Annotated in this window: 21 protein-coding genes; 13 read left to right on the top strand and 8 right to left on the bottom strand. The window is 67.5% G+C overall.

Features of this window, described 5'->3' with window-relative positions; translation table 11 throughout:
• Positions 1-440 precede the first annotated feature (440 nt).
• The 3 genes from ACSION_RS01015 to hemN all read right to left on the bottom strand — a co-directional run bounded on the left by ACSION_RS01015 (position 441) and on the right by hemN (position 5087).
• Entirely contained in the window at positions 441-2714 is a 2274-nt protein-coding gene (locus tag ACSION_RS01015) for a nitric-oxide reductase large subunit (protein ID WP_435304462.1), read from the bottom strand.
• Between the two features lie 200 nt (positions 2715-2914).
• The gene (locus ACSION_RS01010; protein ID WP_093488838.1) at positions 2915-3670 is read right to left on the bottom strand and encodes a helix-turn-helix domain-containing protein; all 756 of its coding nucleotides are present in this window, start codon (positions 3668-3670) and stop codon (positions 2915-2917) included.
• A gap of 19 nt (positions 3671-3689) precedes the next feature.
• Complete coding sequence (gene hemN, locus ACSION_RS01005; protein WP_435304461.1) at positions 3690-5087, bottom strand: oxygen-independent coproporphyrinogen III oxidase; 1398 nt, start codon at positions 5085-5087, stop codon at positions 3690-3692.
• A 171-nt stretch (positions 5088-5258) separates the two neighbouring features.
• Here hemN and ACSION_RS01000 point away from each other — a divergent pair, with 171 nt between their 5' ends.
• The 9 genes from ACSION_RS01000 to ACSION_RS00960 all read left to right on the top strand — a co-directional run bounded on the left by ACSION_RS01000 (position 5259) and on the right by ACSION_RS00960 (position 12301).
• A complete protein-coding gene (locus ACSION_RS01000; protein ID WP_435304460.1) occupies positions 5259-6503 on the top strand; it encodes a molybdopterin molybdotransferase MoeA in 1245 nt (414 codons plus the stop codon).
• Positions 6500-7060: a molybdenum cofactor guanylyltransferase gene (mobA, locus tag ACSION_RS00995; protein ID WP_435304459.1), complete on the top strand. Its 561-nt coding sequence runs from the start codon at positions 6500-6502 to the stop codon at positions 7058-7060. The genes ACSION_RS01000 and mobA overlap by 4 nt, the downstream gene beginning before the upstream one ends.
• 99 nt (positions 7061-7159) lie before the next feature.
• Positions 7160-7330 carry a periplasmic nitrate reductase, NapE protein gene (locus tag ACSION_RS00990; RefSeq protein ID WP_093488832.1) on the top strand — a complete coding sequence of 57 codons (171 nt, stop codon included), beginning with the start codon at positions 7160-7162 and terminating at the stop codon, positions 7328-7330.
• A gap of 3 nt (positions 7331-7333) precedes the next feature.
• Positions 7334-7846, top strand: a complete 513-nt coding sequence (gene napF, locus ACSION_RS00985; RefSeq protein WP_435304458.1) for a ferredoxin-type protein NapF — start codon at positions 7334-7336, stop codon at positions 7844-7846.
• Positions 7843-8166, top strand: coding sequence for a chaperone NapD (locus tag ACSION_RS00980; RefSeq protein ID WP_435304457.1), 324 nt, complete (start codon positions 7843-7845; stop codon positions 8164-8166). The genes napF and ACSION_RS00980 overlap by 4 nt, the downstream gene beginning before the upstream one ends.
• Positions 8150-10642: a periplasmic nitrate reductase subunit alpha gene (gene napA, locus ACSION_RS00975; protein ID WP_435304456.1), complete on the top strand. Its 2493-nt coding sequence runs from the start codon at positions 8150-8152 to the stop codon at positions 10640-10642. The genes ACSION_RS00980 and napA overlap by 17 nt, the downstream gene beginning before the upstream one ends.
• Before the next feature lie 10 nt (positions 10643-10652).
• Complete coding sequence (locus ACSION_RS00970; protein WP_435304455.1) at positions 10653-11210, top strand: nitrate reductase cytochrome c-type subunit; 558 nt, start codon at positions 10653-10655, stop codon at positions 11208-11210.
• 3 nt (positions 11211-11213) lie between these two features.
• Positions 11214-11813 carry a NapC/NirT family cytochrome c gene (locus tag ACSION_RS00965; protein WP_435304454.1) on the top strand — a complete coding sequence of 200 codons (600 nt, stop codon included), beginning with the start codon at positions 11214-11216 and terminating at the stop codon, positions 11811-11813.
• Positions 11814-11902: 89 nt separating this feature from the next.
• A complete protein-coding gene (locus ACSION_RS00960) occupies positions 11903-12301 on the top strand; it encodes a transposase (RefSeq protein WP_435304453.1) in 399 nt (132 codons plus the stop codon).
• Positions 12302-12328: 27 nt separating this feature from the next.
• Here the strand turns inward: ACSION_RS00960 and ACSION_RS00955 are convergent, their stop codons facing one another.
• The 5 genes from ACSION_RS00955 to ACSION_RS00935 are packed head-to-tail and all read right to left on the bottom strand — an operon-like array spanning position 12329 to position 17846.
• Complete coding sequence (locus tag ACSION_RS00955; RefSeq protein ID WP_435304452.1) at positions 12329-13603, bottom strand: dicarboxylate/amino acid:cation symporter; 1275 nt, start codon at positions 13601-13603, stop codon at positions 12329-12331.
• A complete protein-coding gene (locus tag ACSION_RS00950; protein ID WP_435304451.1) occupies positions 13600-14382 on the bottom strand; it encodes a L,D-transpeptidase family protein in 783 nt (260 codons plus the stop codon). The genes ACSION_RS00955 and ACSION_RS00950 overlap by 4 nt, the downstream gene beginning before the upstream one ends.
• Complete coding sequence (locus tag ACSION_RS00945) at positions 14382-15236, bottom strand: MurR/RpiR family transcriptional regulator (RefSeq protein WP_435304450.1); 855 nt, start codon at positions 15234-15236, stop codon at positions 14382-14384. The genes ACSION_RS00950 and ACSION_RS00945 overlap by 1 nt, the downstream gene beginning before the upstream one ends.
• Before the next feature lie 55 nt (positions 15237-15291).
• Positions 15292-16389: a dipeptide epimerase gene (locus ACSION_RS00940; RefSeq protein WP_435304449.1), complete on the bottom strand. Its 1098-nt coding sequence runs from the start codon at positions 16387-16389 to the stop codon at positions 15292-15294.
• Positions 16386-17846, bottom strand: coding sequence for an SH3 domain-containing protein (locus ACSION_RS00935; RefSeq protein WP_435304448.1), 1461 nt, complete (start codon positions 17844-17846; stop codon positions 16386-16388). The genes ACSION_RS00940 and ACSION_RS00935 overlap by 4 nt, the downstream gene beginning before the upstream one ends.
• A gap of 277 nt (positions 17847-18123) precedes the next feature.
• Between ACSION_RS00935 and ACSION_RS00930 the strand changes: the two genes are divergently transcribed.
• From ACSION_RS00930 to ACSION_RS00915, 4 genes are all read left to right on the top strand, one after another.
• Complete coding sequence (locus ACSION_RS00930; protein WP_435304447.1) at positions 18124-19545, top strand: transglutaminase-like domain-containing protein; 1422 nt, start codon at positions 18124-18126, stop codon at positions 19543-19545.
• 49 nt (positions 19546-19594) lie between these two features.
• Positions 19595-22624, top strand: a complete 3030-nt coding sequence (locus tag ACSION_RS00925; protein ID WP_435304446.1) for a TonB-dependent receptor — start codon at positions 19595-19597, stop codon at positions 22622-22624.
• Positions 22625-22763: 139 nt separating this feature from the next.
• Positions 22764-23540, top strand: a complete 777-nt coding sequence (locus ACSION_RS00920) for an N-acetylmuramoyl-L-alanine amidase (protein WP_435304445.1) — start codon at positions 22764-22766, stop codon at positions 23538-23540.
• Between the two features lie 354 nt (positions 23541-23894).
• Entirely contained in the window at positions 23895-26804 is a 2910-nt protein-coding gene (locus ACSION_RS00915) for a TonB-dependent receptor domain-containing protein (RefSeq protein WP_435304444.1), read from the top strand.
• Positions 26805-26888: the final 84 nt, after the last annotated feature.

Genomic DNA, 26888 nt, shown 5'->3' with positions numbered 1-26888 from the left:
CAGGGCGTCGTTCGGCCGTGGCTCGACCGGGGATGGGGCGCGGAGCGCCGTCGATGGGGCTCGGAATCCCAAGCGCAAGGCACAAAGTCCCATCGATGGGCTTCGGCGTGTGAGGTCCCGGGCTCCGGCGTGCCATCGATGGCTTTCAGGAAACCATCGATCGCGCTCCGAGCTCCGTGCACGAAGCTCAGGGCTTCGTCGCTGACATGCTGCGTGTGAGGTGCCGAGCTACCGAGGCCCATCGATGCCCTTCGGAATGTGATGTCGCGGGCTCGATGTGAGACAGATCGAGCTACCGCACTCCATCGATGACATTCCGAGCCCCGAGCGTGGCATTCGGCGCTTCGTTCTCAAAAAAAGAGAGCCGCGTGCGCGGCTCTCGGGGCTGCAACCTGCAGCAGGTGGCCCGGCCTCCCCACCCGGAGAGGCCGGTTCCAGGGTCAGGCTTCGCTGGGATGTGCGACCGGCAGCGGCTCGCGGCGCGGGGCCAGCCACAGGCTGGCCACGAACCACACCAGCGCCAGCGCACCCACGCTGAAGAGCGTGTCGGCCGGCACGCGCATCCACACCAGCATGTCCACGATCGGCTGCTGCATGAACTCCGCCGAGCGTGCGAACCAGTAACCGTGCTCCAGCGCCGCATTGAGCTGCAGGATGCCCAGCGGCAGCAGGGTCAGCAGCGACATGCCGGCCAGGCCGATGTTGAGCGACCAGAACGCGGTCTTCAGCAGCTTCTCGTTCCACACCACGTCCGGCTTCAGCCCGCGCAGGCAGAACAGCATCAGGCCGATGCCGAGCATGCCGTACACGCCGAACAGCGCGGTGTGGCCGTGGTTCGGCGTCAGGTTCAGGCCCTGCATGTAGTACAGCGGCAGCGGCGGGTTGATCAGGAAGCCGAACAGGCCCGCGCCCACCAGGTTCCAGAACGACACCGCGATGAAGAACTGGATCGGCCAGCGGTAGCGCTGCATCCACGGCGTGGCCTTGCCCATCTTCCAGCTGTGGTACGCCTCGAAGCCCACGTAGGCCAGCGGCACCACTTCCAGCGCGGAGAAGCTCGCGCCCAACGCGATCACCGCGGTCGGCGTGCCGGTGAAGTACAGGTGGTGCAGCGTGCCCAGCACGCCACCGGCCATGAACACGATGGTGGCGAACAGCACCGCCACCGTGGCGGTCCTGGTCTGCAGCAGGCCCAGGCGGGTGAACAGGAAGGCGATCACCGCCACTGCGAACACCTCGAAGAAGCCTTCCACCCACAGGTGCACCACCCACCAGCGCCAGTACTCGACCATCGACAGGTGCGTGTGTTCGCCCCACATCAGGCCGGCCGCGTAGAACAGGCCGATCGCCACCGTGGACAGGAACAGCAGGCTGACGATGCTGCGCGATTCGCCGCCGTTGCGGATGGCCGGCCACAGCGCACGGCCCACCAGCACCAGCCACAACGTCAGGCCGATGAAGAGGAACCACTGCCAGAAGCGGCCCAGGTCGACGTATTCCCAGCCCTGGTGGCCGAACCAGAAGTTGTGCTCCAGGCCGAGCTTCTGCATCACCGCGAACCACTGCCCGGTGAAGGCGCCGACCACGATGATGATCAGGCAGGTCCAGAGGAAGTTGACGCCCAGGCGCTGGAATTTCGGTTCGTGCCCGGAGATCGCCGGGCCGATGTACAGGCCCATGCCCAGCCACGCGGTCGCGATCCACAGCACCGCGAGTTGGGTGTGCCACGTGCGCGTCAGCGAGTACGGGAGGATGTCGGCCAGCGCGAAGCCGTAGGCTTCCTGGCCTTCCACCTGGTAATGCGCGGTGATCGCGCCCAGCAGGATCTGCACCACGAACAGCGCGATGACCACCCAGAAATACTTCGCGGTGGCGCGCATCGACGGCGTGATCTTGATCTTCGCCAGCGGGTCGCTCTTCGGCAGCACCGGTGCCATCTCGTCGCCGTGGTTGACCGCGTAGTGCCAGCCGAGCAAGGCGACACCGGCGATCAGGAACAGCACGCTGAAGACCGTCCACAGGAAGGCACTCGGCGGCGGCGTGTTACCGACCAGCTCGTCCGCCGGCCAGTTGGCCGTGTAGCTGATGTCCGCACCCGGGCGCTCGGTCACCGACGACCACGCCGCCCACCAGTAGAACGCGGTCAGCTGGCGGCGGTGTTCGGCGTCGGGCACGGTGTCGTTGCGCATGGCATAGGCCTCGCGCAGGTCGCCGGTGGCCGGATCGGCGGAGAACAGGCTTTGGTAATGCGCACCGACCACGCCGATCGCATCGGCGCGATCGTTCGACAGCGTGATCGTGCCGCTCGCGGCGTCGTAGGTGTTGGGCCGCATCAGCGCCTGCACGCGCGTGGCGTAGGCGGCCTGGGTGGGCGCGTCGAGCTGCTTGTAGCCTTCCGCGCCGGCTTCGCGCTTTGCCCATCCGTCCAGGATGGCCTCGGCTTCGCGGTGCAGCCAGTCCGCGCCCCAGTCGGGCGCCACATAGCCACCGTGGCCCCAGATGGAGCCCAACTGCTGTCCACCGATGGACTGCCAGACCTGGCGGCCGGTCTCGATGTCCTGGCGGGTGAAGATCACCCGGCCGTCCTCCGCCACGACCCGTTCGGGTACCGGCGGCGCCTGGCGATGCACTTCGCTGCCGACCCAAAGCAGGACGGCGAACGACGCAATGAGCAGGGCCGCCAACCCCACCCACAACTTGCGTGTCGAATTCATGATGCGGCTCTCCTCGGGAAACGGCCGCATCATCGGCGCGCCGGCCCGGGGGCTCCATGACGCAGGTCAAGCCGACAGGTAATTGCCGAAGTCGCTGTCTCCAGGAGCCACGTAGGGTGTGCCTCGGCACACCATCGCCGTGTCGTGGGTGTCGCGAGAAAGAGGATGGGCGCGCGACATGCGCCGGGGCACGCCCGCGATCAATCCCGCAGCACGGCCAGCGCGAGGGCTTCCAGGCGGGGCAGGTCGAGGATCTCGACGTCGCGCTGCTTGATGTGCAGCAGGCCGTCCTGTTCGAAGCGGCGTAGCACGCGGCTGACCGTCTCGGGCGCCTGGCGCAGGTAGTTGGCGATGTCGGTGCGCGCCATCGTCAGCTGGAACCGGCGTGGCGAGAAGCCGCGTGCGGCCAGCCGGCGCGAAAGGCCGATCAGGAACGCGGCCATGCGTTCGTCGGCGGTGTTGTCGCGCGCGAACAGCGAGGCCACGCCGATGTCGCGGCTCATCAGCTTGAACAGGTGCGCCTGCAGGTTGGGCAGGCGCGCGGCCAGCATCGCGATCTTCGGGAACGAGAAGCGGCACAGCATCACCGTGTCCAGCGCGATCGCGTTGCACGGGTAGCGGTCGCCGTGGATGGCGTTGAGGCCGATCACTTCGCCCGGCAGGTGGAAGCCGAGCACCTGCTCGTGTCCGTTGCGGTCGATCTGGTAGGTCTTCACCGTGCCGGCGCGCACCGCGGCGATCGCGCCGAACGGGTCGCCTTCGCGGAACACGTGTTCGCCGGCGCGCAGCGGGCCAACGTGTTCGACCAGCACGTGCAGGTCCATCAGCGCGCGCTTGTCCATGCCTTCGGACAGGCAGGCCTGCGAGAACGCGCAGGTGGAGCAGAAGGTCAGCGAATCGCCGTCGTCGGCGACGATGCTCGCATCGGTGCGCGGGAAGACCAGCGGTGAGGTCATGCGGACACTCCCGGGAAGGTCAGACCGTGCGCGAGAAGCGAGGCGTCGAGGCTGCAGCGGTGGGCAGGTAGCGGTCGAAGCACATGGCGATGATACGCAACAGCATGCGCCCACGCGAGGTCGCGCGCAGGCCGTCGCGGTCCAGTTCCACCAGGCCGTCCTCCTGCAACGGGCGCAGGCGTTGCAGCGCATCGGCGAAATAGGTCGCGAAGTCGATCACGTGCCGGCGGCCGAGGTCGCGGTAGTCCAGTGTGCCGTGGCACATCAGCTGCTGGATGACATCGGCGCGGATCACGTCGTCTTCTTCCAGCCGCATGCCGCGCCACACCGGCAGATGGCCCTGGTCGATGGCCTGCTCCCAGCTGCCGAGATCGCGCGGGTTCTGGCTGAAGCTCGGACCGATGTGGCTGATGGCGCTGACGCCCAGGCCCACCAGGTCGCTCTCGGCATGAGTGGTGTAGCCCATGAAATTGCGATGCAGGCCGCCGCGTCGCTGCGCCTCGGCCAGGCTGTCGCCGGGCAGCGCGAAGTGATCCATGCCGATGTAGACGTAGCCGGCCTCGCCGAGCTTGTCGATCGCGCATTGCAGCAGGCCGAGTTTCACTTCGGGCGATGGCAGCTCGTCGGCATTGATGCGCTGCTGCGGGCGGAACATCGACGGCAGGTGCGCGTAGCTGTAGATCGCCAGCCGGTCCGGCCGCGCCTGCAGGGTGATGTCGAGCGTGCGCGAGAAGCCGGCCAGGCTCTGCTTCGGCAACCCGTAGATCAGGTCGACGTTGACCGACTGCAGGCCGTGCGTACGACAGGCATCGATGATCGCCAGGGTCTGTTCGACACTCTGGATGCGATTGACCGCGCGCTGCACCTCGGGATCGAAATCCTGCACGCCCAGGCTGGCGCGGTTGAAGCCGGCCTTGGCCAGTTCGCCCACGTCGTCGGGGCTGATGAAGCGCGGGTCGAGTTCGATCGAGCAATCCAGCCGCGACGGTGCGGCGAACGAGAAATGCCGGCGCAACACATCCATCGCTTCGGCGATCTGCCATGGCGTCAGGAAATTGGGGGTGCCGCCGCCGAAGTGCACCTGCTCCACGTCGCGGTCACGGTCGAACAAGGCCGACACCATCGCCACTTCGCGGTACAGCCGCGTCAGGTAGGCGGCGCCGCGCGCGGTGTCGCGGGTGATGATGCGGTTGCAGCCGCAGTAGAAGCACGGGCTGGTGCAGAACGGAATGTGCAGGTACAGCGAGAGCGGACGCGGAATCGGGTCGCCATTGCTGATCGCCGCCATGCCGCGCAGGTCGGCTTCGTCGAAGCCGGGCGAGAACTGCGGGGCGGTGGGATACGAGGTGTAGCGCGGCCCCGGCGTGTCGTAGCGCCGCAGCAACTCGGGGTCGAAGAGGGAGGACAGGCTGGCCATGCGTGCAGGCTAGGCGCGCGTGGCGGGGTTGTCCTTGACATGGGTCAACCGCCCGCGGCGTGGCGTCGCAGCCTTCAGCGGCGTGAAGGCGCGTTCGTTCGCCACGATTGGCAAGCGCACGGGGCCGCACTAGGCTGGTGCCCGCCGTAACGCCAGGGACGAGGAGGCAAGGTGATCGGGTACCACGACGCGGTGGCACGACTGACGGACGGCGCGACCTTGCGCGGCACGCAGACGCTCGCGCCCGGCGACGCGCTCGGCCGCGTGCTGGCCGCCGCGATCGTCAGTGACCTCGCGTTGCCGCCTTTCGACAATGCGGCGCTGGACGGCGTGGCGCTCGCGACCGGCGGCATGCCGCTGCCGGATGCACGGGCGTGGGAGATCGGTGCGCGCATCGGCGCCGGCGAGCCTGCGCCGCAGGATGACGCGTTGGCGTGGGAGATCATGACCGGCGCCCCGTTGCCGGCGCGCGCCGATACGGTCGTTCCCGTGGAACGGATCGAGACGTTGCCTGCGTCGGCCTCGGGCGCGTCGCGGATACGCGTGCTGGGCGACGTGGCGGCTGGCGCGAACATCCGTCGCCGCGGCGAAGACGTGATGCCGGGGCAGTCCGTGTTGCCGGCCGGACACGTGCTCGATGCTGCCTCACTGATGCTGATCGCCGGCCTGGGCGTCGGCCGGGTCCCGGTGGCGCGTCGTCCACGCGTGGTGGTGCTGGCGACGGGCCGCGAGATCGTCGCGGCGGGCGAACGGCTGCCACCGGGCGGCATCCACGATGCGACTTCACCCTATCTCGCGCTCGCCATCGCCGCCGCCGGTGCCGACGTGCAGCGCGTCGTGCGCGTGGGCGATGACGTGGCCGCGTTCCAGGCCGCGCTGGATGCTGCACTCGCCGAGGGCGTCGACCTGGTGCTCAGCACGGGCGCGGTGTCGAAGGGCTGCTACGACTTCGTGCCCGCCGCGCTCGCTGCGCGGGGTGCCGAGATCCTGTTCCACGGCGTGGCGATCCGTCCGGGCAAGCCGGTGCTCGCCGCGCGCCTGCGCGAAGGGCCGCTGTTCGTCGGCCTGCCGGGCAACCCGTTGTCGACCGCGGTGGGCTTCCGCTTCCTTGTCGAACCGCTGCTGCGCGCCTGGCTGGGTTTGCCGCCGGAAACGCCGCGCTGGTTGCCGCTCGCCGACGACTGCCGCTCGCGTACCGGGCTGCATGCGGCCTTGCACGGCACGCTGCAGTGCGACGGCGACGGTCGACTGCGCGCGCACGTGGCGACTGCGCAGGCCTCGTTCCGCCTGCTGCCGTTCGCGCAGGCAAGCGCATGGATCACGCTGCCGGCCGACGTCGGTGATGTGGTCGCAGGCACCGCGGTGCAGGTGCACGGGTTGAGCCATTTGCAGCCGCCCGCGTGGATGCCGGCGTGAGCCTGGCATCGCCCGCCTGGCGTGCGGTGCTGCTCGCGGGCGGGCGCTCCTCGCGCATGGGCACGGACAAGGCCTTGCTGCCCTGGGGCGACGGCACGTTGCTGACGCACATGCGCGCGTTGCTGCTCACCGCAGGCGCAAGCGAGGTGATCGTCAGCGGTGATCGCCCGGAGATCGGCGGCGTGCCCGACGCGACGCCCGATACCGGACCGATGGGCGCGCTGGCGCAACTCGCGCCGCGCCTGCATGACGGCGCATGGATCGTGGTCCCCGTGGACATGCCGCTGCTGTCCGCGGACCTGCTGCACGCCTTGCTCGCCGCCGGGGCCACGTGCGCCTGCGTGGGAGGCCATGCCTTGCCGATGCGGCTGCGGATGGACGACCGCCTGCGCGCCGTGATGGAAGACATCGGCCAGCGTTCCGGCCGCGAGCGTTCGTTGCGCGCGCTGCAGCACGGCGTGGAGACGCAGGTACTGCCCGCAGCACCCTGGTCGCAGGCGTTGCGCAACTGCAACACGCCCGAAGACTGGCGCACGCTCGCGCATCCGGTGCCCTGAGTTTCCCTGCCGATGACAGGCGCCGGGGCGGTCATATGAATGTGATAGCCTGCGGCCGCAGCATCGTCGCACCCAGTACCCAACCGCAAGGTAGGCATCATGGAGCAGAGCGAAGGAACAGCCGTTGCGAGCAAGAAACAGGAGCGCACCGCGTTCCTGTTGCTGACGGCGGTCATCTTTCCGCTGGCGGCCGTGCTGATCGTCGCCGGCTACGGCTTCCTGGTGTGGATGTGGCAGCTGCTGTTCTCCGGGCCGCCGACCGGGCCGTGAGCGATGGGCGATATCCGCTCCCCGTCCCGTCGTGCCCTGCTGTTCGGCCGCAGGCCCGCCGAACCGTTGCCCAGCGCGTTCCGACCGCCCTGGGCGAAGCCCGAGCCTGAGTTCCTTGCCGCCTGCACGCACTGCGATGGCTGCGTGCGTGCGTGTCCCGAGCAGGTACTGGTCCGCGGTGCCGACGGCCTGCCGCGCTTCGAGGCGCACGCAGGCGAATGCACGTTCTGTGGCGACTGCGTGGCGGCATGCGACAGCGGTGCGTTCGAGCCTGCGCGTGATCCGCCGTGGACGCTCGTCGCCCAGGTCGCCGCCACCTGCCTGTCGGCGCAGGGCGTGGTCTGCGCCAGCTGCCGTGACGTCTGCCCCGCGTCCGCGATCCGCGTGTCGCCCGGCGCGCGCGGCGCGGCCACCGTCGATCTCGAGGCATGCACGGGCTGCGGCGCCTGCGTCGCGCCGTGTCCGGTGGATGCCATCACCCTGCAGCACGCACCCGCCATGGAGGCCGTCGCTTGAACGCATCCGCACCCGACATCCATATCGCCAGCTTCGTCATCCAGCATCGCGACACCGCCGGCGACGCGCTGTCCGCGATGATCCGCGAACACGCCGACCTCGACCTGGCGCTCGCCGGCGGCACGCGCAGCGTGGTGATCTGCGAATCCGCCGATCGCCATGCGGTGATGGAGCGCGTCGACCAGCTGCAGGCGGTGCCCGGCGTGCTCAACGTGCTGCTGGTCTACCACCACGCCGAGCCGGCGCACGCGCTCGACGAACCGTTGCCTTCACTGTCCATCCTGTCCGCGACCGGAGAGGCCCATGAGCACACGTCGTGACTTCATCCGCCACAGCGCGCTGGCCACGGCCGCCGCCGCGGCCGGCCTGCCGCTGACCGGCACCGGCAGCAACGTCGTCACCGAGGGCGACCTGACCACGCTGAAGTGGGACAAGGCGCCATGCCGCTACTGCGGTACCGGCTGCGGCGTGAACGTCGCGGTCAAGGACGGGCGCGTGGTGGCCACGCACGGTGACGTGCACGCCGAGGTCAACCGCGGCATCAACTGCGTGAAGGGCTACTTCCTCTCGAAGATCCTGTACGGTGCCGACCGCCTGACCCTGCCGCTGCTGCGGAAGAAGAACGGCGTGTACGCGAAGGACGGCGAGTTCACCACCGTGGAGTGGGATGAAGCCTTCGACGTGATGGCGGCGCAGTTCAAGCGCGTCCTCAAGGAGAAAGGCAGCGACGCGATCGGCATGTTCGGCTCGGGGCAGTGGACGATCTTCGAAGGCTATGCGGCCAACAAGCTGATGAAGGCCGGCTTCCGCAGCAACCACATCGACCCGAACGCGCGCCATTGCATGGCCTCGGCGGTGATGGGCTTCATGCGCACCTTCGGCATGGACGAGCCGATGGGCTGCTACGACGACATCGAGGCGGCCGATGCATTCGTGCTGTGGGGTTCGAACATGGCCGAGATGCACCCGATCCTGTGGACGCGGGTGACCGATCGGCGGTTGTCGCATCCGCACGTGAAGGTGGTGGTGATGTCCACCTTCGAGCACCGCAGCTTCGAGCTGGCCGACATCCCGATCATCTTCAAGCCGCAGACCGACCTGGTCATCCTCAACTACATCGCCAACCACATCATCCGCACCGGCAAGGTCAACCAGGACTTCGTCGGCAAGCACACCACCTTCAAGCGTGGCAACGACGACATCGGCTACGGCCTGCGGCCGGAGCATCCGCTGGAAGTGAAGGCGAAGAACGCGAAGGATCCCAACGGCGGCCAGCCGATCAGCTATGAGGATTTCGCACGCTTCGTGGCGCCGTATACGCTGGACAAGGCCGTCGAGATGACGGGCGCGGAACGCGGCTGGCTGGAGCAGCTGGCCGAGCTGTACGCCGATCCGAAGACCAAGGTGATGTCGTTCTGGACCATGGGCTTCAACCAGCACACGCGCGGTGTGTGGGCCAACAACATGGTCTACAACATCCACCTGCTGACCGGGAAGATCGCCACGCCGGGCAACAGCCCGTTCTCGCTGACCGGGCAACCGTCGGCGTGCGGCACGGCGCGCGAGGTGGGCACGTTCAGCCATCGCCTGCCGGCCGACATGGTGGTGACCAATCCCGAACACCGGAAGCACGCCGAGGAGATCTGGAAACTCCCGCCCGGCACCATCAATCCGAAGGTGGGTTACCACGCCGTCGAACAGAACCGCGCGTTGAAGGACGGCAAGCTCAACGCGTACTGGGTGATGGTCAACAACAACATGCAGGCCGCGGCGAACCTGCGCGAGGAAACCTGGCCGGGCTACCGCAACCCCGACAACTTCATCGTCGTCTCCGATGCCTATCCCACGGTGACGGCGCAGGCGGCGGACCTGATCCTGCCTGCGGCGATGTGGGTGGAGAAAGAGGGCGCCTACGGCAACGCCGAGCGGCGCACGCAGTTCTGGCACCAGTTGGTGAAGGCGCCGGGGGAAGCACGCTCGGACCTGTGGCAGCTGATGGAATTCTCGAAGCGCTTCACCACCGACGAGTGCTGGCCGGCCGACCTGTTGGCGGCGAACCCGCAGTACAAGGGCAAGACGCTGTTCGACGTGCTCTACCGCAACGGCAACGTGGACCGCTTCCCGAGCGAGCAGATCGAACGCGGCTACGCCAACGACGAATCGGCGCTGTTCGGGTTCTACGTGCAGAAGGGCCTGTTCGAGGAGTACGCGGCCTTCGGTCGCGGCCACGGCCACGATCTGGCGCCGTTCGACGATTACCACAAGGCGCGCGGCCTGCGCTGGCCGGTGGTCAAGGGCAAGGAGACGCGCTGGCGCTACCGCGAAGGCGCCGATCCTTACGTCAAGGCGGGGAGCGGCTTCGAGTTCTACGGCAACAAGGACGGCAAGGCGGTGATCTGGGCGCTGCCTTACGAGCCCGCCGCCGAATCGCCCGACGACGAGTTCAACCTGTGGCTGGTCACCGGCCGGGTGCTGGAGCACTGGCACTCGGGTTCGATGACGATGCGCGTGCCCGAGTTGTACAAGGCGTTCCCGGCGGCCGTGGTGTTCATGAATCCGGATGACGCGAAAGAGCGCGGCCTCAAGCGCGGCGACGAGATCATCGTGGCCTCGCGCCGGGGCGAGATGCGCTCGCGGGTGGAAACGCGCGGGCGCAACCGGATGCCGCGCGGCGTCGTGTTCGTACCGTGGTTCGACGCCGGCCAGCTGATCAACAAGGTCACGCTGGATGCCACCGATCCGATTTCCAAGCAGACCGACTACAAGAAGTGCGCGGTCAAGGTCGTCGCCGCCTAGGAGGCTCGCCATGCAGAACAAGCAGCTATGGATCGCGGTGGCGCTGACAGGGGTGCTGATGGCGCTGGTGTTCGTGGCGGGCTGGATGTTCGGCCGGCCGAAGCATGCCGACGCCGTGGCGGAGGTCGCATCCACGCCGGTGGACGCGCGCGCGGTGTTCGTGCCCGGCGGTGGGCAGATCGATGCGATCCGCCGCGGCGTGCCGATCGACCAGGAGGGCCACCCGCCGCCCATGGCCCGCGTGGAGAACGCCGACCTCAAGCGTGCCCGCGCGTACCCGATGCAGCCGCCGACGATTCCGCACGCGATCGACGGCTACCAGATCGACAGGAACAGCAACCGCTGCATGCTGTGCCACGCACGCGCCAACGCGGCCACGTTCCAGGCGCCGCCGGTCAGCGTGACCCACTACATGGACCGCGACGACCAGTTCCTGGCGACGATCTCGCCGCGGCGCTACTTCTGCAACCAGTGCCACGTGGTGCAGACCGATGCGCCGGTGCTGGTGGCGAACCAGTTCCGCGACATCGACAGCGTGTTGTCGTCCCCACCGTCGGCGAAGGAGTAGCCCATGTGGTCACGGACGAAAGCACGGGTGCTGGGACTGTGGCGCACGTTGCGCCTGCCGAGCCGCCACTACAGCCTGGGCTTCCTGACGGTGGCCGGCTTCCTGGCGGGCGTGATCTTCTGGGGCGGCTTCAACACGGCGCTCGAGGCGACCAATACAGAAGCCTTCTGCACCAGTTGCCATGAGATGCGCGACAACGTCTTCGAGGAACTGAAGACCACGATCCACTACAGCAACCGTTCCGGCGTGCGCGCGACCTGCCCCGACTGCCACGTGCCGCACAACTGGACGGACAAGATCGCGCGCAAGATGCAGGCGTCCAAGGAGGTCTGGGGCAAGATCTTCGGCACCATCGACACACGCGAGGAGTTCCTCGACGAGCGCCTGATCCTGGCCACGCACGAATGGAACCGGCTGAAGGCCAACGATTCGCTGGAGTGCCGCAACTGCCACGACTACGATTCGATGGACCTCACCCGGCAGGGATCGCGCGCGGCGCAGGTGCACAAGCTGTGGTTGGGCACCGGCAAGAAGACCTGCATCGATTGCCACAAGGGCGTGGCCCATCATCTGCCGAACATGGACGGCGTGCCCCAGGGCTGAGCGCGCCCTGTCGTGTCCGCATTGCCTGCGACGCGACGAATTCTCCTGTGCAGCGAAGGGATTTCGCACAACATGCAGGGGAGGCGGACATGGCGACAGGGGATGTGCAGCAGGGTGCCGATGGCGACACGGCGTCGCGCCTGGATGATGCGCGGTGGCACCTGATCGCCGACCGCTTGCCGCCGCTCGTGCGCGCCCGTGCAAAGAACGGCGAACGCACCCGGGTCTTCCTCGACGCGGTGCTGTGGGTGGCGATCAACCGCGCCCCTTGGAGCTACCTGCCACCCGACTACGGTGCGTGGCATACGGTCTACGTGCGCTTCACCCGCTGGGTGCACGAGGGCATCTGGGAAGACGTGCTGAAGACCTTGGCACCGCACCCCGATCTGGCCGATCCGATCCGCTGGGTGCTGGCCGGATACCGCGCCACGCGCTATCCCACGCGGAGCAAACAGGATCCCGCCGCGCCTGCGTCACGCAACGACTGAGCGGGACTTCCGTCCCGCGTCGTTGCCTCAGGGCTCGCCCGAATGGCCTTCCGTATCCGCATCGACGGCATCCGGTGACTGGCGCGCGACGATGCTGCTGGCGGTCAGGTCGCCGGTGACATTGCCGGTGGTGGCGAAGACATCCGGAATGGTGTCCACCGCCAGCAACAGGCCCAGCGGTTCGATCGGCAGGCCCATCGACTGCGTCACCGGCATCACCGTGGCCATGAAGCTGACCTGGCCCGGCAGGCCGATCGACCCCAGGCTGATCACCACCGCCAGTGCCGCGCCACCTGCCAGCGTCACCGCATTGAGATCGATGCCGTAGGCCCACGCGACGAAGCACGCGGCGACGACGTACTGGATCGGGCTGGTGATGCGGAACAGCGTCACCGCCATCGGCAACACCAGCGCCGCGACCGCGCGCGGATGGCCCAGGCGGAAGCGCGCGGTTTCGACCATCGCCGGCAACGAGGCCAGCGAGGATTGCGTGCTGGCCGCAACCACCTGCGCCGGCAGGATGGCCTTGGCGAAGGCGAGCGGCGACTGCCGCGCGAACACCGCCACCAGCACGTAGCACATCAACGTCGCGCCCAGGTACATGCCGCACTGCAGGACGATGTAGCCAGCCAGCGCGCCGATCACGCCAATGCCGGCCTGCGCGCAGACCGCGAGCACGAGTGCGAACACGCCGATCGGGGCGGCCACCAGCATCCAGCGCACGATCACGATCATGGTGTCGGCGATGCCATGACAGAACGTGATGATCTGCGCACGGCGGTCCGCATCCACGCGCGTCAGCGCGAAACCGAAGAACAGGGCGAACACCACCACCGGCAACATGGCGCCTTGCGCCGCAGCCATGATCGCGTTGCTCGGCACGATGGCGCCGATCCATTGCGCCAGGCCGGGCGTTTCGAGCGCCCCGGCCGTGGGCAGCGTGCCATGCAGCGTCGCGGTCAGGGCCGCGCTCGGCGGCACCGCCGACAGCACCAGCGGCGCGACGATGGCCGCATAGGCGGCGAATAGCGACAGCACCGCGATGAACACGACCATCGCCCGCCGGGCGACACGCCCCGACGCGGCCGCATCGCTGGCGGTGGCCACGCCGAGGATCACCAGCGACAACACCAGCGGCACGACGGTCATCTGCAGGCCGCTGAGCCACAGCTTGCCGATCGGTTGGGCGATGGCGACGGCGGTGCCCGCGGAAGCCGGCCACCAGTGCGCGAGCGACAGGCCGGCGAGCGCGCCGGCGACCAGGCCGATGAGGACGCGCGCGGTGGCGCCGGGCCACCTCATCGTGCGGTCTCCGGCAGCTGCCAGTCGCGTGCGAGTCGCGCGTACTCCGGGCGCGGCAGCAGGACGAAGACCGGGCGCTCCGCAGGCTGCAGCCAGCCGAACAAGGCGTCCATCGTCTCCGCGGCCATCGCGGTGCAGCCCGCCGTCGCTTCGCCGGGCGTGCGCCACAGGTGGGCGAAGATGCAGCTGCCACCGCGCGGCGCGGCGTTCGCGTTATGGCCGATCACCAGGCCTTCGCGGTAGCGCGGGTCGCCGTTGTTATGCAGGTCCAGGCGCATCGGTTCGGTGGAACCCTTCGCTGCGGCTTCGCCGACCTCACGTGTGTCGACGATGCGGTTGTAGAGCGGCGAGTCCGGCACGTCGATGCAATAGCTCGTGGCCTGCATCGCGCGGTACGGCAACGCGGTGCTGCCCTTTGCGGCATAGCCGAACGCCTCGCCAAGCGTGAACACACCGGCGGGTGCGCGGCCATCGCCTTCCTGCTTGCGCGGGCCGTCGGCCTGCGCCGGGTGCAATCCCAGTCCCCAGGCCGCGCCGTTGCGACCGACGGCGATCGGTGATGCCTCGCCCGCGGCACGCCACTGGCCGTCCTTCCATTCGAAACGATGCAGCGTGCCCTGCGTGGCGTCCCAGCCGTCGGTCAGCACCAGCACCAGTTGGCGGGCATCGCGCCACGGCAACGGCGCGGGCGTCGTCGCCTGCGTCGCGCAGGCGCTGGTGCCGGACAGCAGCAGGGCCGCGAGCAGGAAGGGGCGGAACACTCGGTGCAGGACAGGCATCACGACTCCAGCAGGTGATGGATGCGTTCTAGATTGAGGGCGAGCTGGCGGTGCCGGCCGGGGTTCTGGCACAGCAGGACGAACAGGAAATCCAGCAGCGACTGCAGGGAAGAGCGATACAGCAACTGCTCCACATGCGGTTCGGGGTCGTGCGCGGAGACGACCAGTGCGGCATCGGCATGCGCGCGCAGCGGGTTGGCGGTGTGGCGCGTGATCGAGATGACCTTGCCTTCGAACGCCTGGAACTGGCGGCTGACCTGCGAGAGCTCGGGCAGCTTGCCGAACTCGGAGAACATCAGCAGCACGTCGCCGGGCCGCGCCGCCGACAGGTTGGCCATCATCAGGATGGGGTCGGCGTGCGGCACGGTCAGCAGGCCGAGCAGCGACAGCCGCACGGCGAACTCGCGCGCGAACAGGCCGTCGTCGCCCAGGCCGCAAACGAACACCTTGCCGGCGCCGTCGATCAGGCCGACGATGGCTTCCACCTGCGCGCGCGGATTGAGCGCGCGGGTTTCTTCCTCGGCCGCGGCTTTGCTCAGGCGCAGCGCTTCCTGCAGGCGCAGGTAGGCATCGCCGGCGTCGTCCTGCGTCGCGACCGGCAGCGCAGCCTGGCCGTTGCCGTTGCGCGCGATCGTCTCGCCGATCGAGTACTTGAGGTCGGGATAGCCCTTGAAACCGAACTTCTGCGCGAACTTCACCACGCTGGACTGGCTGATGCCCAGCGCGCTGGCCAGCTGCTGCGAAGAGTAGTCGCGCAGCAGGTGGGCGTTGTCCAGGATGAAGTCGGCGATGCGGCGCTCGATGGCCGACATCTGGTCGCGTTCGGAACGGATCTTCACCAAGGGCGTCGTCATGGCGGCAGTGTGAAGGTGGCGGGGTGGGCCTGACAACGGCAGCCGGCGACCGGCCTCAGCCCGGCAGCAGCTCGAGGCCGCGGATCTCGCGGATGCCGAGGCCGGGCGCGTCGGTGATCGTGATTTCCGACTCGTTGAAGATCACGCCGCCCTCCACCGGATTGAACTGGCCGAGCGATGGGCCATCCAGGTCGATCTTGGTGATCACGTTGGCCTTCGCCGCTGCCACGTGCACCGCGGCGGCGACGCTGACGCCGGCCTCGATCATGCAGCCGATCATGCACTCCACGCCGTACAGCGAGGCGATGTCGGCGATGCGGATGGCGTTGGAGATGCCGCCGGTCTTCATCAGCTTGATGTTGATGATGTCGGCCGCGCGCATCTTGATCAGGTCGATCACCTCGGTGGGGCCGAACACGCTTTCGTCGGCCATCACCGGCGTATGCACGCGGTCGGTGACGTACTTCAGTCCGTCCAGGTCGCGCGCCTTCACTGGCTGCTCCAGCAACTCCAGCACCACGCCGGCGTCTTCCAGGTTCTGCATGGCGAACACCGCCTGCTTGGCGGTCCAGCCCTGGTTGGCATCCAGGCGCAGCAGCGCGCGGCCTTCCACCGCCGAATAGATCGCCTTGACGCGTTCGATGTCCAGGCCGATGTCCTTGCCCACCTTGATCTTCAGCGATTCGAAGCCGCGATCGACCGCGCTGATCGAGTCGGCGACCATCTTGTCGATGTAGTCCACGCTGATGGTGATGTCGGTGGTGATCACCGGGTCGCCGCCGCCCAGCATCTTGTACAGCGGCGCGTCGTACAGCTGCGCCCACAGGTCGTATACCGCGATTTCCACCGCCGCCTTCGCACTCGTGTTGCGCTCCAGCGCGGTCTGGATCAGGTCGGTGATGCGATTGAGGTTGGCGATGTCCTGCCCGATCAGGCGCGGCCGGATGAACTTGCCGATCGCCTCGATGATCGAGCCGTGCGTGTCGCCGGTGATGACGGCGGTGGCCGGCGCTTCGCCGTAGCCGATGTGGCCGGTGTCGGTGTGCACCAGCACCACGATGTCTTCCACCGTGTCGACGGTGCGCAGCGCGGTCTTGAACGGCGTCTTCAGCGGCACGCGCAGCATGCCGAACCGGATATCGGTGATCTTCATGGAGCCCCTTGGGGACGGATTCTCTGGATGGCGGTGATGCGGTCGACGGTGGGTTGCTCGCTGTTGAACATCAGCGGCTCCAGCGGGGTGACGGCGACGGAATTGAGGCGGGCGCGCACGGGCTTGCCGTCCGCGCCGCGGTAGGTGATGCCGGTGGTGTCGTGGATCGTATAGGTGGTGCCCTTGTCGTGGCCGATCACCATCATCACGTGGCCCGGGATGTACACCAGGTCCCCGACCTGCAGCGTGCGCAACACGGCCAGGCGCTTCTCGTGGCTGTCCGAGGCGTCGAAGCCCACGCGTTCCAGCGCGGGGCTCACCGCCTGCGCGCTGGTGTTGCGCGGCAGGGTGACGCCCATGCTGCGGTAGACCTCGGAGACGAAGCCGCTGCAGTCGCGCGTGTTGTAGCTATGGCCCCAGCCGTAGCGTTCGCCGAGGAACTTGAAGCCCTGGCGCAGCAGGTTGGCGTGCGTCAGCGGCAGGTAGTCGGTCGATACGTCGGCGGTGCGCGGCAGCAGGGCGGGCAGCAGGGCGAGCGCACCGTCGGCGCGGCGCACCGGCAACTGCACCACGTGCGAGGTGTACGGATGCTGGCCGTTCACCGGTGCATCGGCGGGCCAGTCGTTGAGCACCGGCACGCGAACGCCCATGTCCAGCTGCAGTTCGGACAGGCCTGGCTCCTCCGGGTTGTAGACCGTGCGCGCGGTCGCCCCGGTGACCACCAGCGAAGGCGTGCCGCGTCCGTAGCCCAGGACCACGTCGCGCGCGCCTTCGGCCACGAACCGCTTCTCGATCCACGCGGCGTAGAGCGGGCTCACCACGAAGTACCAGTCGCCGTCGGCGCTCGCATGCGCGATGACGACCGGCGTACCGGGGAACAGCGCGCTTTCCTGGAACCGGTCGATGTCCGTGTCGCCCCGGCTGCTGAAGACGCGTTCGCGGGTCGGGAACGTGCGCAGGTCGGCGCGGTGCACGACCAGGCCGTAGCGGGCCGGCGCTTGCGCGGCGACCGCATCCACGGCCGCATTGGCGGCGAACGAGGCCAACTGCGCCTTCGACACCTCGCGCCCCTGCACGTCGTACAGCGTGCGGGTGGGCGCGGCGGACAGCGGCACCAGCCACTCGCGGACCTGGTCGCGCGTGAGCGAGGCCGGTACGGCGTCGAGGTCGTGGACGTGGCGGTCGGCCTGCACCATTTGGCGGTTCTGCGCAGCGACCCCGGCGGTATCCAGGAGCGCGTGCTGCGGTCGGGCCAGCTTGTCGATCCAGTACGCCGGATCCAGGTGCTGGTCCTCGACCCCGATCACCGCGTGCCGTGGCAAGGGGAGGGCGGCGTCGCGCGCGTGGGCCGGCTGCGTGACCGCCAGCAGGGCTGTCAGCGCCAGGCACAGCGCGCTGCCGACGACCGCGGGGCGGCGCGTCCGGGAAGCCGGCCGTGGTACGGACCGGTGCTGCATCGCTAGGTTCATCCGCTCCCCTTCCTCTGAGCCAGGGCCTGCCGGCAGTACATCACGCCATGCCCGGGGCCGGTTCTGCAAGAATATTTATTTCTTCCAATATAAAAATCAAGAATAAATTATTGACCCTATGTTCAGGCCGTGTTACACAAATCGGGACCTGTCGGCCTGGGGATTGTTCGACGTGGATGCCAGCTTTTGCCAGCACTCGGTTGCAGTACACGGCAGGCGCCGGCAGCGCCGGCTGGCCGCGTGGCTGTGCCTGAGCGGGTGGCCGATGGTACTCCTGGCGCCCGGCCTGGCCGCCGCCGGCGATCCGCTGGCGGCGATCGTCGCCGACATCGATCGGGGCCGGTTCTTCGAAGCGGACACGGCGATCACCCGGGCCCTTGCGGCACGCAGCGTGGAGGCCTCGGAAGCCGAGGCCCTGAGGTTCCAGCGCGAGCGCATGCGCCGCATCCGCCTCGATTTCACCCTCGACGCCGCGACCGTGCGCGAGCGCATCCGCGCGCAGGTGCCCGACCTGCGCGAGGACGAGTTCCAGCGCTGGGACGCCGCCGGCCTGATCGAGCGCCTGGATATCGATGGCGAGCCGCGCTACTTCAGCCGGTCCGTCTCCAACCTGTTCCGCGCGAGCCCGGAGGCGGCTGCCCGTCGCGCGCCGCCGGTCAAGCCGTTCGCGCAGGGGCCTTACGAAACCCTGCACCGCCACCATCGCGACGTGCTGCAGATCGCGAAGGCGACAGCGACCGACAGCGTGCTGCCTCGTCGTGTGCGGATCACCCACCGCATCACGGTGAAGCCCGATGCCGTGCCCGCGGGCGAGACCGTGCGCGCCTGGATTCCCTACCCGCGTGCGATCGCGGGGCAGCAGGAAGCCATCGCACTGATCGGCAGCCAACCGGCGCGGCCGCAAGTCGCGCCCGAACGCGCGCTGCAACGCACCGCCTATCTTGAACAGCCCGCCATCGCGGGCCAGCCGACGACGTTTTCGCTGACCTACGAAGTCACGGTGCACGCGCGCCGCGTGGCGATCGATCCGGACCGCGTGGTGCCGGCGGAGATCACGCCGGACCTCGCGCCCTTCGTCGCCGAGCGTGCGCCGCACGTGGTCTTCAGCGACGACCTGCGCCGTTTCAGTGCGGAGATCGTCGGCGAGGAAAGGAATCCCTACCGCGTCGCGCAGAAGTTGTTCGCCGCCGTGGACCGCATTCCCTGGGGCGGCGCGCGCGAGTACTCCACGATCACCAACATCAGCGACTACGCGCTGCGCGCCGGCCACGCCGACTGCGGGCAGCAGACGCTGCTGCTGATCGCGCTGCTGCGCATGAACGGCATTCCCGCGCGCTGGCAGTCCGGTTGGGCCTATTCCGAAGACGTGGAGGGCCACGACACCATGCACGACTGGGGCGCGCTGTACCTCGCGCCGTACGGCTGGGTGCCGATGGACGTCACCACCGGCCAGCTCGCCTCGGACGATCCGGGATTGCGCTGGTTCTACCTCGGCGGGCTGGATGCGTATCGCGTCGCCTTCAACGACGACTACGCGCGGGAGTTCATCCCGGCCAAGCAACACGTGCGGTCCGAGACGGTGGACCTGCAGCGCGGCGAAGTGGAGTGGAAGGGCGGGAACCTCTACTTCGACCAATGGGATTACCAGTTCGAATGGACCGTGCTGCCCCGGGACGGGCGCGGCTGATTTCACCACCACACGATTCAACCAACATCTTTAGCAGGAGAGAGCGGGGATGAGAGGCAAGGTATTCAAGAAGGCGGCACTGGGCATGGCGCTCGGTGCCTGCCTGGCATCGATGGCGCCGCTGGCGATGGCGCAGAGCGCGACCGGTGCGGTCGCGGGCCGCGCGAACGCGGGCGACCAGATCATGATCACCAACACCGCGACGGGCGCGCAGCGCTCGGTCACGGTCGGCGGCGACGGCGGTTATCGCCTCAGCCAGCTACCGGTGGGCGACTACCAGTTGCAGGTCAAGCGTGCGGGCCAGGACGTGGGCCAAGCCGTGTCGGTCAACGTGGGATTGGGCGGCACCACCACCGTCAATCTGGGCAGCGATGGCGGCGTGGTGAACCTCAATGCCGTGCAGGTGGTGGGCTCGCGCGTGATCAATCGTGTCGACGTGCGCTCGACCGAGTCGGCGACCACGATCAATCGCGAAGAGCTGGCCCGTCTGCCGGTTGCGCAAGATCTCAGTTCCGTCGCATTGCTCGCGCCTGGCGTGGTCGGCGGCAACTCCAGCTTCGGTGGCATCTCCTTCGGCGGCTCGTCCGTGGCCGAGAATTCCGTATTCATCAACGGCCTGAATGTCACCGACTTCTACCGCCGGCAGAGCTTCTCCACCGCGCCGTTCGCGTTCTTCCAGGAGTTCCAGGTCAAGACCGGCGGCTATTCCGTCGAGTTCGGCCGCAGCACCGGCGGCGTGATCAACGCGGTGACGCGCTCGGGCAGCAACGAATTCCAGGGCGGCGTCGAAGTGACCTTCGAGCCGGAGGCCTGGCGTGCCTCGGCCGACGACCACCAGTTCTCCGACACCGACGCCAACGGCAATCCCGTGCCGGTGTACTACCGCGCCAGCCACGACACGCGCACGTTCAGCAAGGCCAATGTCTGGGCGTCCGGGCCGGTGGTGAAAGACAAGCTGTTCCTGTTCGCGATGTTCGAGCAGCGCGACAACCGTGCCGGCTACACCAACGCCAATGGCAACACCTGGACGACCGGCGACTCGGGCAACGGGTTCTGGGGCACGAAGCTGGACTGGAACATCAACGACAACCACCGCCTCGAACTGCTTGCGTTCTCCGACGAGGGCGACACCGACAGCACCACCTACGCGTACGACTGGGACGCAGCGGCGCGCGGCGGCATGAGCGGTGTGAGCACGACGGAGAGCGGCGGCAAGAGCGGTTCGCTGACCTACACCGGCCGGTTCGGCGACGACTTCACCGTCAAGGCGATGTACGGCGAAAACAACAGCAGCAGTTTCGGTCGCTCGCCCGCCGATGCGCTGTGCTCGCAGGTGGTCATCAACTCCAGCTACAACACCGTTTACGCCGGCATGGGCCGGCCCCCGGTCAGCTGCCATCCCGGCGGCACGGTCATCAACCACGAGGACAAGCGCGAAGTCGGCCGCCTCGATTTCGAATGGGCGCTCGGCGACCACCTGCTGCGCTTCGGCCTGGACCGCGAGGTCATGACGACCGACCGATCTTCGTTCTACCCGGGTCCGGCGCAGATGACCTACACGGTCTATTCGATGACCCCGGGTGCGGCGCTGGACAACGGCGCCACCGTGCCGGCGGGCGTCAATGCCGTCGTGATGGGGCGCAAGCGCGTCGACGGCGGCGTCTTCGACACCACCGCCAACGCGTGGTACATCGAGGACAACTGGAGCGTCACGCCGAACCTGTTGTTGAACCTGGGGCTGCGCGTCGACGCGTTCAACAACAAGACCGCGGCGGGCGGCAGCTTCATCAAGATCGACGACCTCGTGTCGCCACGCTTCGGTTTCTCTTGGGACATGAAGGGCGATGGCAGCACCAAGCTGTTCGGCAACCTGGGCCGTTACTACCTGCCGGTCACCAACAACATCAACTACACGTTCGCGGGCGGCCTGATCGACGAGCGCACGTACTACGTGCTGAACGGCTGGAGCCCGCAGACCAATCCCATCACCGGCACGAGCTACATGCAGCCGGTGCTGGGCGCGCAGATCGGTCCGGTGGACGACCAGTTCAATGTCACCGTCGGCGACCTGCGCCAGAGCGTGGACCGCGACATCGACGCGGTCTACCAGGATGAAGCGATCCTCGGCTTCCAGACCATGATCAACCAGGCCTGGTCGTGGGGCGTCAACGCAACCTACCGCCGGATGACGAACGCGCTGGACGACATCCGCATCAACGCGCTGTGCGGCGTGCGCCACGCCAACATCTGGCCGATCGCCAACCCGGGCGACCAGCTCACCCTGTGGGGCACCACCGCCATGGGCTGCGCCCAGGATGGCTGGGTCACGATCGACACGTCGCAGGAGGGCTACATCACGACCGGCAGCAACCGGATCATCGGCTACTCCAAGCCGAAGCGGACCTACAAGGCCGTCGAATTCCAGATCGATCGCGCATGGGACGACAAGTGGGCCTTCAATGCCTCCTACCTGTGGTCGAAGTCGGAAGGCAACCACGAAGGTCCGGTGAACTCCGACACCAACTACGGCGACACCGGCATGGTCCAGCACTGGGATCACCCGGCCAACAACGAACGCTACGGCGTGCTGTTCAACGACCACGAACACCAGATCAAGCTGCGCGCCAGCTACAGGTTCAACGAGATGTGGTCGGTCGGCGGCACGTTCACCGCGCTGTCGGGCGGTCCGATCACGGCCTTCGGCGTGACCTGGCCCGACGAGAACCTGGCAGTCGCGAGCTACACCAGCGAAGGCAGTGGCGGCGGCACCGGCTGGATCTGCGTGCAGAACTGCAGCGGCGCCTATGACCAGCGTGTGTACGAATACTCCGAGCGTGGTGCCTTCGGCCGCATGCCGTGGACCTACAACCTGGGCGCCAACCTGACGTGGACGCTGCCGGTGGAGGGCATCGACCTGAAGGCGCGGCTCTCGGTCTACAACCTGCTCAACGACCAGGAAGTGATCAACGTCCGCGGCCGTTACGAGAAGCAACCCGGCGTGTACCGCACCACCTTCGGCACGGGTACCCGCTGGCAGTCGCCCCGCTACACGCAACTCGTGGTGACGTGGAACTTCTGACCGCACAGTGCATGCGGTCGGATATGTGTCTCTCCCGTGGCCTGCCGTTCGCGGCAGGCCTTTCTTTGTCGGTGGGATGGCCGCCCCACGATGCGATCCGTGCTATTGCTATCCCCGCGCGCAATCCGAGGTGTCCCGCATGACGAAGCACGTACCGTTCGCATCCCGATCTCTCGCCCTCGCGGCCCTGGTCCTGCTGCTCGGCGCGTGCGCGCACACCGGCCCGCGCAATCCGCTCGCCGCCTGGGTGCCGTCGGAGAACTTCGACGAACGGCGCCCAGTCGTCATCGTGCTGCACTACACCGAGCAGGATTCGGTCGAGCAATCCCTCGATACGTTGCGCAGCCGCAACAGCGGCGGTCGCGTCAGTTCGCACTATCTCGTCGGCAAGGACGGGAAGATCTACCAGCTGGTCAGCGACGCGAAGCGGGCCTGGCATGCGGGCGCGGGCAGTTGGGGCGCGATCACCGACGTCAACAACGCGTCCATCGGCATCGAGATCGACAACAACGGCAAGAGCCCGTATCCGGATGCGCAGATCGACAGCCTGATCGTGCTGCTGCGCGACCTCACCACGCGGCTGCGCATCCCGCCCGCGCAGATCATCGGCCACTCCGACCTCGCGCCGATGCGGAAGATCGATCCGGGCCCGTTGTTTCCCTGGAAGCGCCTGCACGACGCCGGCTTCGGTCTGTGGCCCGCCCCGGAGGCCGGTGAACCGCCGCCGGGTTTCGATCCCTGGCTGGCGCTACGGGCGATCGGTTACGCCATCGACAACCGCGGCGACACCGTACGCGCGTTCCACCATCGGTTCCGTGGCATCGAAGGCACGGAGTTGGATGCGGAAGACCTTCGCATCCTGCATGCGCTCACGCGCATGACCCCAACGGAAAATCCCCCCGCGACAACGCCTTGAATGCGAATATTCAAGTCGGTTTCTTCTAACACAAGGAATAATTTATTGACTCGTCGCACACCGCGTGCTACACGGATGTACAGGGGTTTGCGCCGGGATGCTCCATCCGGCGATGCAGTATCCGGCGGGGTGCCGGCGTAACAACCAGAGGTCAGCAGTGGTCTGCGTTGCGCACGCCGGAAACGGGGCGCGCCAGTTGGCACGGATGGGGAAATCCAGCCGCCGGGGACAGGCGACGCGGCGGTGAGGTCAGGCCGGACAGGCAGCCCCGCCATGGGGAATTCCCGATCAGCGACATGCGCCGCGCAACGCAGCCCATCGTATCGGCGCGTTCTTTCATCCAGGAGATTCCGCATGCCCGCTCGTTCCGTCTCGCTCAAGCCGAGCCATCTCGCCGCCGCCATCGTGCTCGGCTTGGCCATTCCGGGCGTCAGCCTCGCGCAGGAATCGGCGCCCGCCAGTGGAAGCAGCGCGCGCACGCTGGATACCGTCACGGTGACAGGTTCGCGCATCAAGCGGACTGAAGTGGAAGCGCAGTTGCCGGTGACGGTGCTGCAGAAGGAGCGTATCGACGAGCTCGGCATCTCCTCCGCCGAACAGCTGCTGATGTTCCTCAACATCGCGGGCAACGGCTCGGACAACCTCGCCAGCAACGGCGGCATCGTCAGCGAGGAGCAGCGCGGCAACAACGGTGTGTCCGGCGCGAACCTGCGCGGCCAGGGCGCCGACGCGACGCTGGTGCTGCTGAACGGTCGCCGCGTCGCGACGCACGGCCTCAAGGGCCGCGCGGTCGACCTGAATTCCATCCCCTTCGCCGCGCTGGACCGCGTGGAAGTGCTGCGCGACGGCGCCTCGGCCGTGTACGGCACCGACGCCATCGGCGGCGTGATCAACTTCATCACCAAGAGCGATTACACCGGTCTCGAAGCGTCGACCTTCGTCGACGTGACCGAGGATGGCGGCGGCAACATCTTCCGCGCCAACCTGCTCGGCGGCTGGGGCGATCTCGACAACGACCGCTGGAACGTCTTCGGGACGGTCACCTACAAGAAGAACGAGATCCTGCGCGGCACCGACCGCGACTACTCCAATACCTTCCAGGCCGACCGCGGCCTGTCGCCGGATACGCGCGGCACGCCGTTCGCGACCGTCTTCAGCCTGGGCACGACCGGCGTGGGCGCCAGCAGCTTGCTGCGCAACGGCCAGCTGGACCCGGCGGATGGCCCCGGCTCCACCCTGCGCCTGACCGCGATCAACACCCTCGACCTGCCGGGCGCCGCGGGCTGCGCAAGCGGCGGCGACATGATGGGCCCGTACGATCATCGCCTGTGGAGCAGTGCGGCTTCGCGCTACGCCTGCGCCTGGGATTACCCGGCCGCCGCGATCATCCAGCAGCCGCAAGAGAGCGTCGACTTCATCGGCCGCGCCACCTTCAAGATCAGCGACAACCACCAGGCCTATGTGGAGCTGGTCGGATCGCAGGTCGACGTCGAGAAGACGTTCGAACCCAACCAGATCTCCTCCAGCACCTCGACGGCCACGACGGCGCTGGGACCGAGCACGTGGTATCCGCTCAATGCGACCACGCAGGCCACGTACGACATGATCTACAACTCGCTGGCGGCCTATTTCGGCGCGGGCAATCTCAACTACGGTGCGCCGATCGCCTACCGCTGGCGCTGTATCGCCTGCGGTCCGCGCCAGATCGAGACGACCACCAAGTCGTACCGCTTCCTCGCTGCGTTCGAAGGTTCACTGGGCAGCAAGTGGGACTACAACGTCGGCCTGTCGCGCGCCTCCAGCAAGTCCGAATCCACGCTGGGCAGCGGCTTCCATTACACCGATCAGCTGCGCACGATCCTGGGCAGCGGCCTGCTGAATCCGTTCCTCATGCCTGGCCAGGAGCAGAGTGCGGCGGCCATGTCCGCGCTCAACGAGGCCTCGGCTGCCGGCGTCATGCTGTACGGCGGCGAATCGATCCTCACCACCTTGGACGCGACGTTCTCGGGCAGCCTGGGTTTCTCGCTGCCGGGCGGCGAAGTGCTGGCGGCCACGGGCATCGACCTGCGTCGCGAAGAATTCAAGTTCGACGGCGATTCGCGCGTGGACAGGCGCCCGGTCTTCAACGCGCCGTTCGACGATTCGAACATCCTCGACAACGTCAGTCGTGACATCAAGGCGGTCTACGCGGAGGTCTACCTGCCGCTGCTGGACAACCTCGACATCACCGTCGCGGGCCGTTACGACGAGTACGACGGCTTCGGAAGCACAACCAATCCGAAGGTCTCGTTCAAGTTCGCGCCGTTCGAGGGCGTGGCGCTCCGCGGCGCCTACAGCACCGGCTTCAAGGTGCCCTCGTTCAACCAGCTGTTCAATGGCGTGACCGAGACGCAGTACACCGGCCTGGACCTGGCCGACCCGGCGACCTGTCCGAGCGGCATCGCCAACCCGGCGGTCGCCGGGTGCGAATCGATCCGCCCGGTCGAGCTGTTCGGCGGCAAGGAAGACCTGAAGCCGGAAGAATCCACGCAGAAGAGTTTCGGCGTGGTGCTGGCGCCGGTCGACTGGCTGAACGTCAGCGTCGACTGGTGGGAGATCGAGCGCGAGGACACCATCCGGTCCGCGCCGCGCGAGATCCTGATCCAGTACTACGACGTGTTCGCCGCCAACTGGATCCGCGACGCCAGCGGCGAAGTGGTAGCGATCGATCGCCGCTACATCAATTCGGGCGGCAGCCTGATGCGCGGCATCGAAATCGACGGCAACGTCATGGGTGATCTGGCCGGCGGCACATTCCGCCTGAACCTCAATGGCAGCTACATCAACACCTTCAAGACGAAGGCCCTGGAAACGCTGCCGTACACCGACAACCTGGTGGGCGACTACGTCCGCTACTACAACCTTCCGATCAAGTGGAAGCACACGCTGACCTTCACCTGGCAGAAGGGCGACTGGTCGCACAACATCAGCCAGATCTACCGCGACGGTTACAACGACGAACTGCCGGTGAGCGTGCGCAACAATACGTACATCCCGGAGAACTGGAATCCGCGCGTTTCCAACTACACCACCTACAACTACAGCCTGGTGTACTCCGGCATCGAGCGGATGAAGCTGACGTTCGGCGTCAAGAACCTGTTCGACGAAGATCCGCCGTTCACCGCCCACCAGAACGACTTCGCCGCCGGCGCCGCGTGGGAACCCCGCATCGCCGACCCGCGGGGTCGCGCCTACAGCCTGCTGATGGAATACAAGTTCCGCTGAGCGGGTGAAGATGTCATGGCACGGGCGGCGATGCCGCCCGTGCGTGTCGTGGGGCATCGCAAGCCCCGTTGGCCAGAGCCAGGA

The organism is Pseudoxanthomonas sp. LjRoot125, assembly GCF_964252705.1.
GTDB lineage: Bacteria > Pseudomonadota > Gammaproteobacteria > Xanthomonadales > Xanthomonadaceae > Pseudoxanthomonas_A.
The sequence above is the reverse complement of the archived record's forward strand: the minus strand, read 5'-3'. Positions and strand labels throughout refer to the sequence as shown.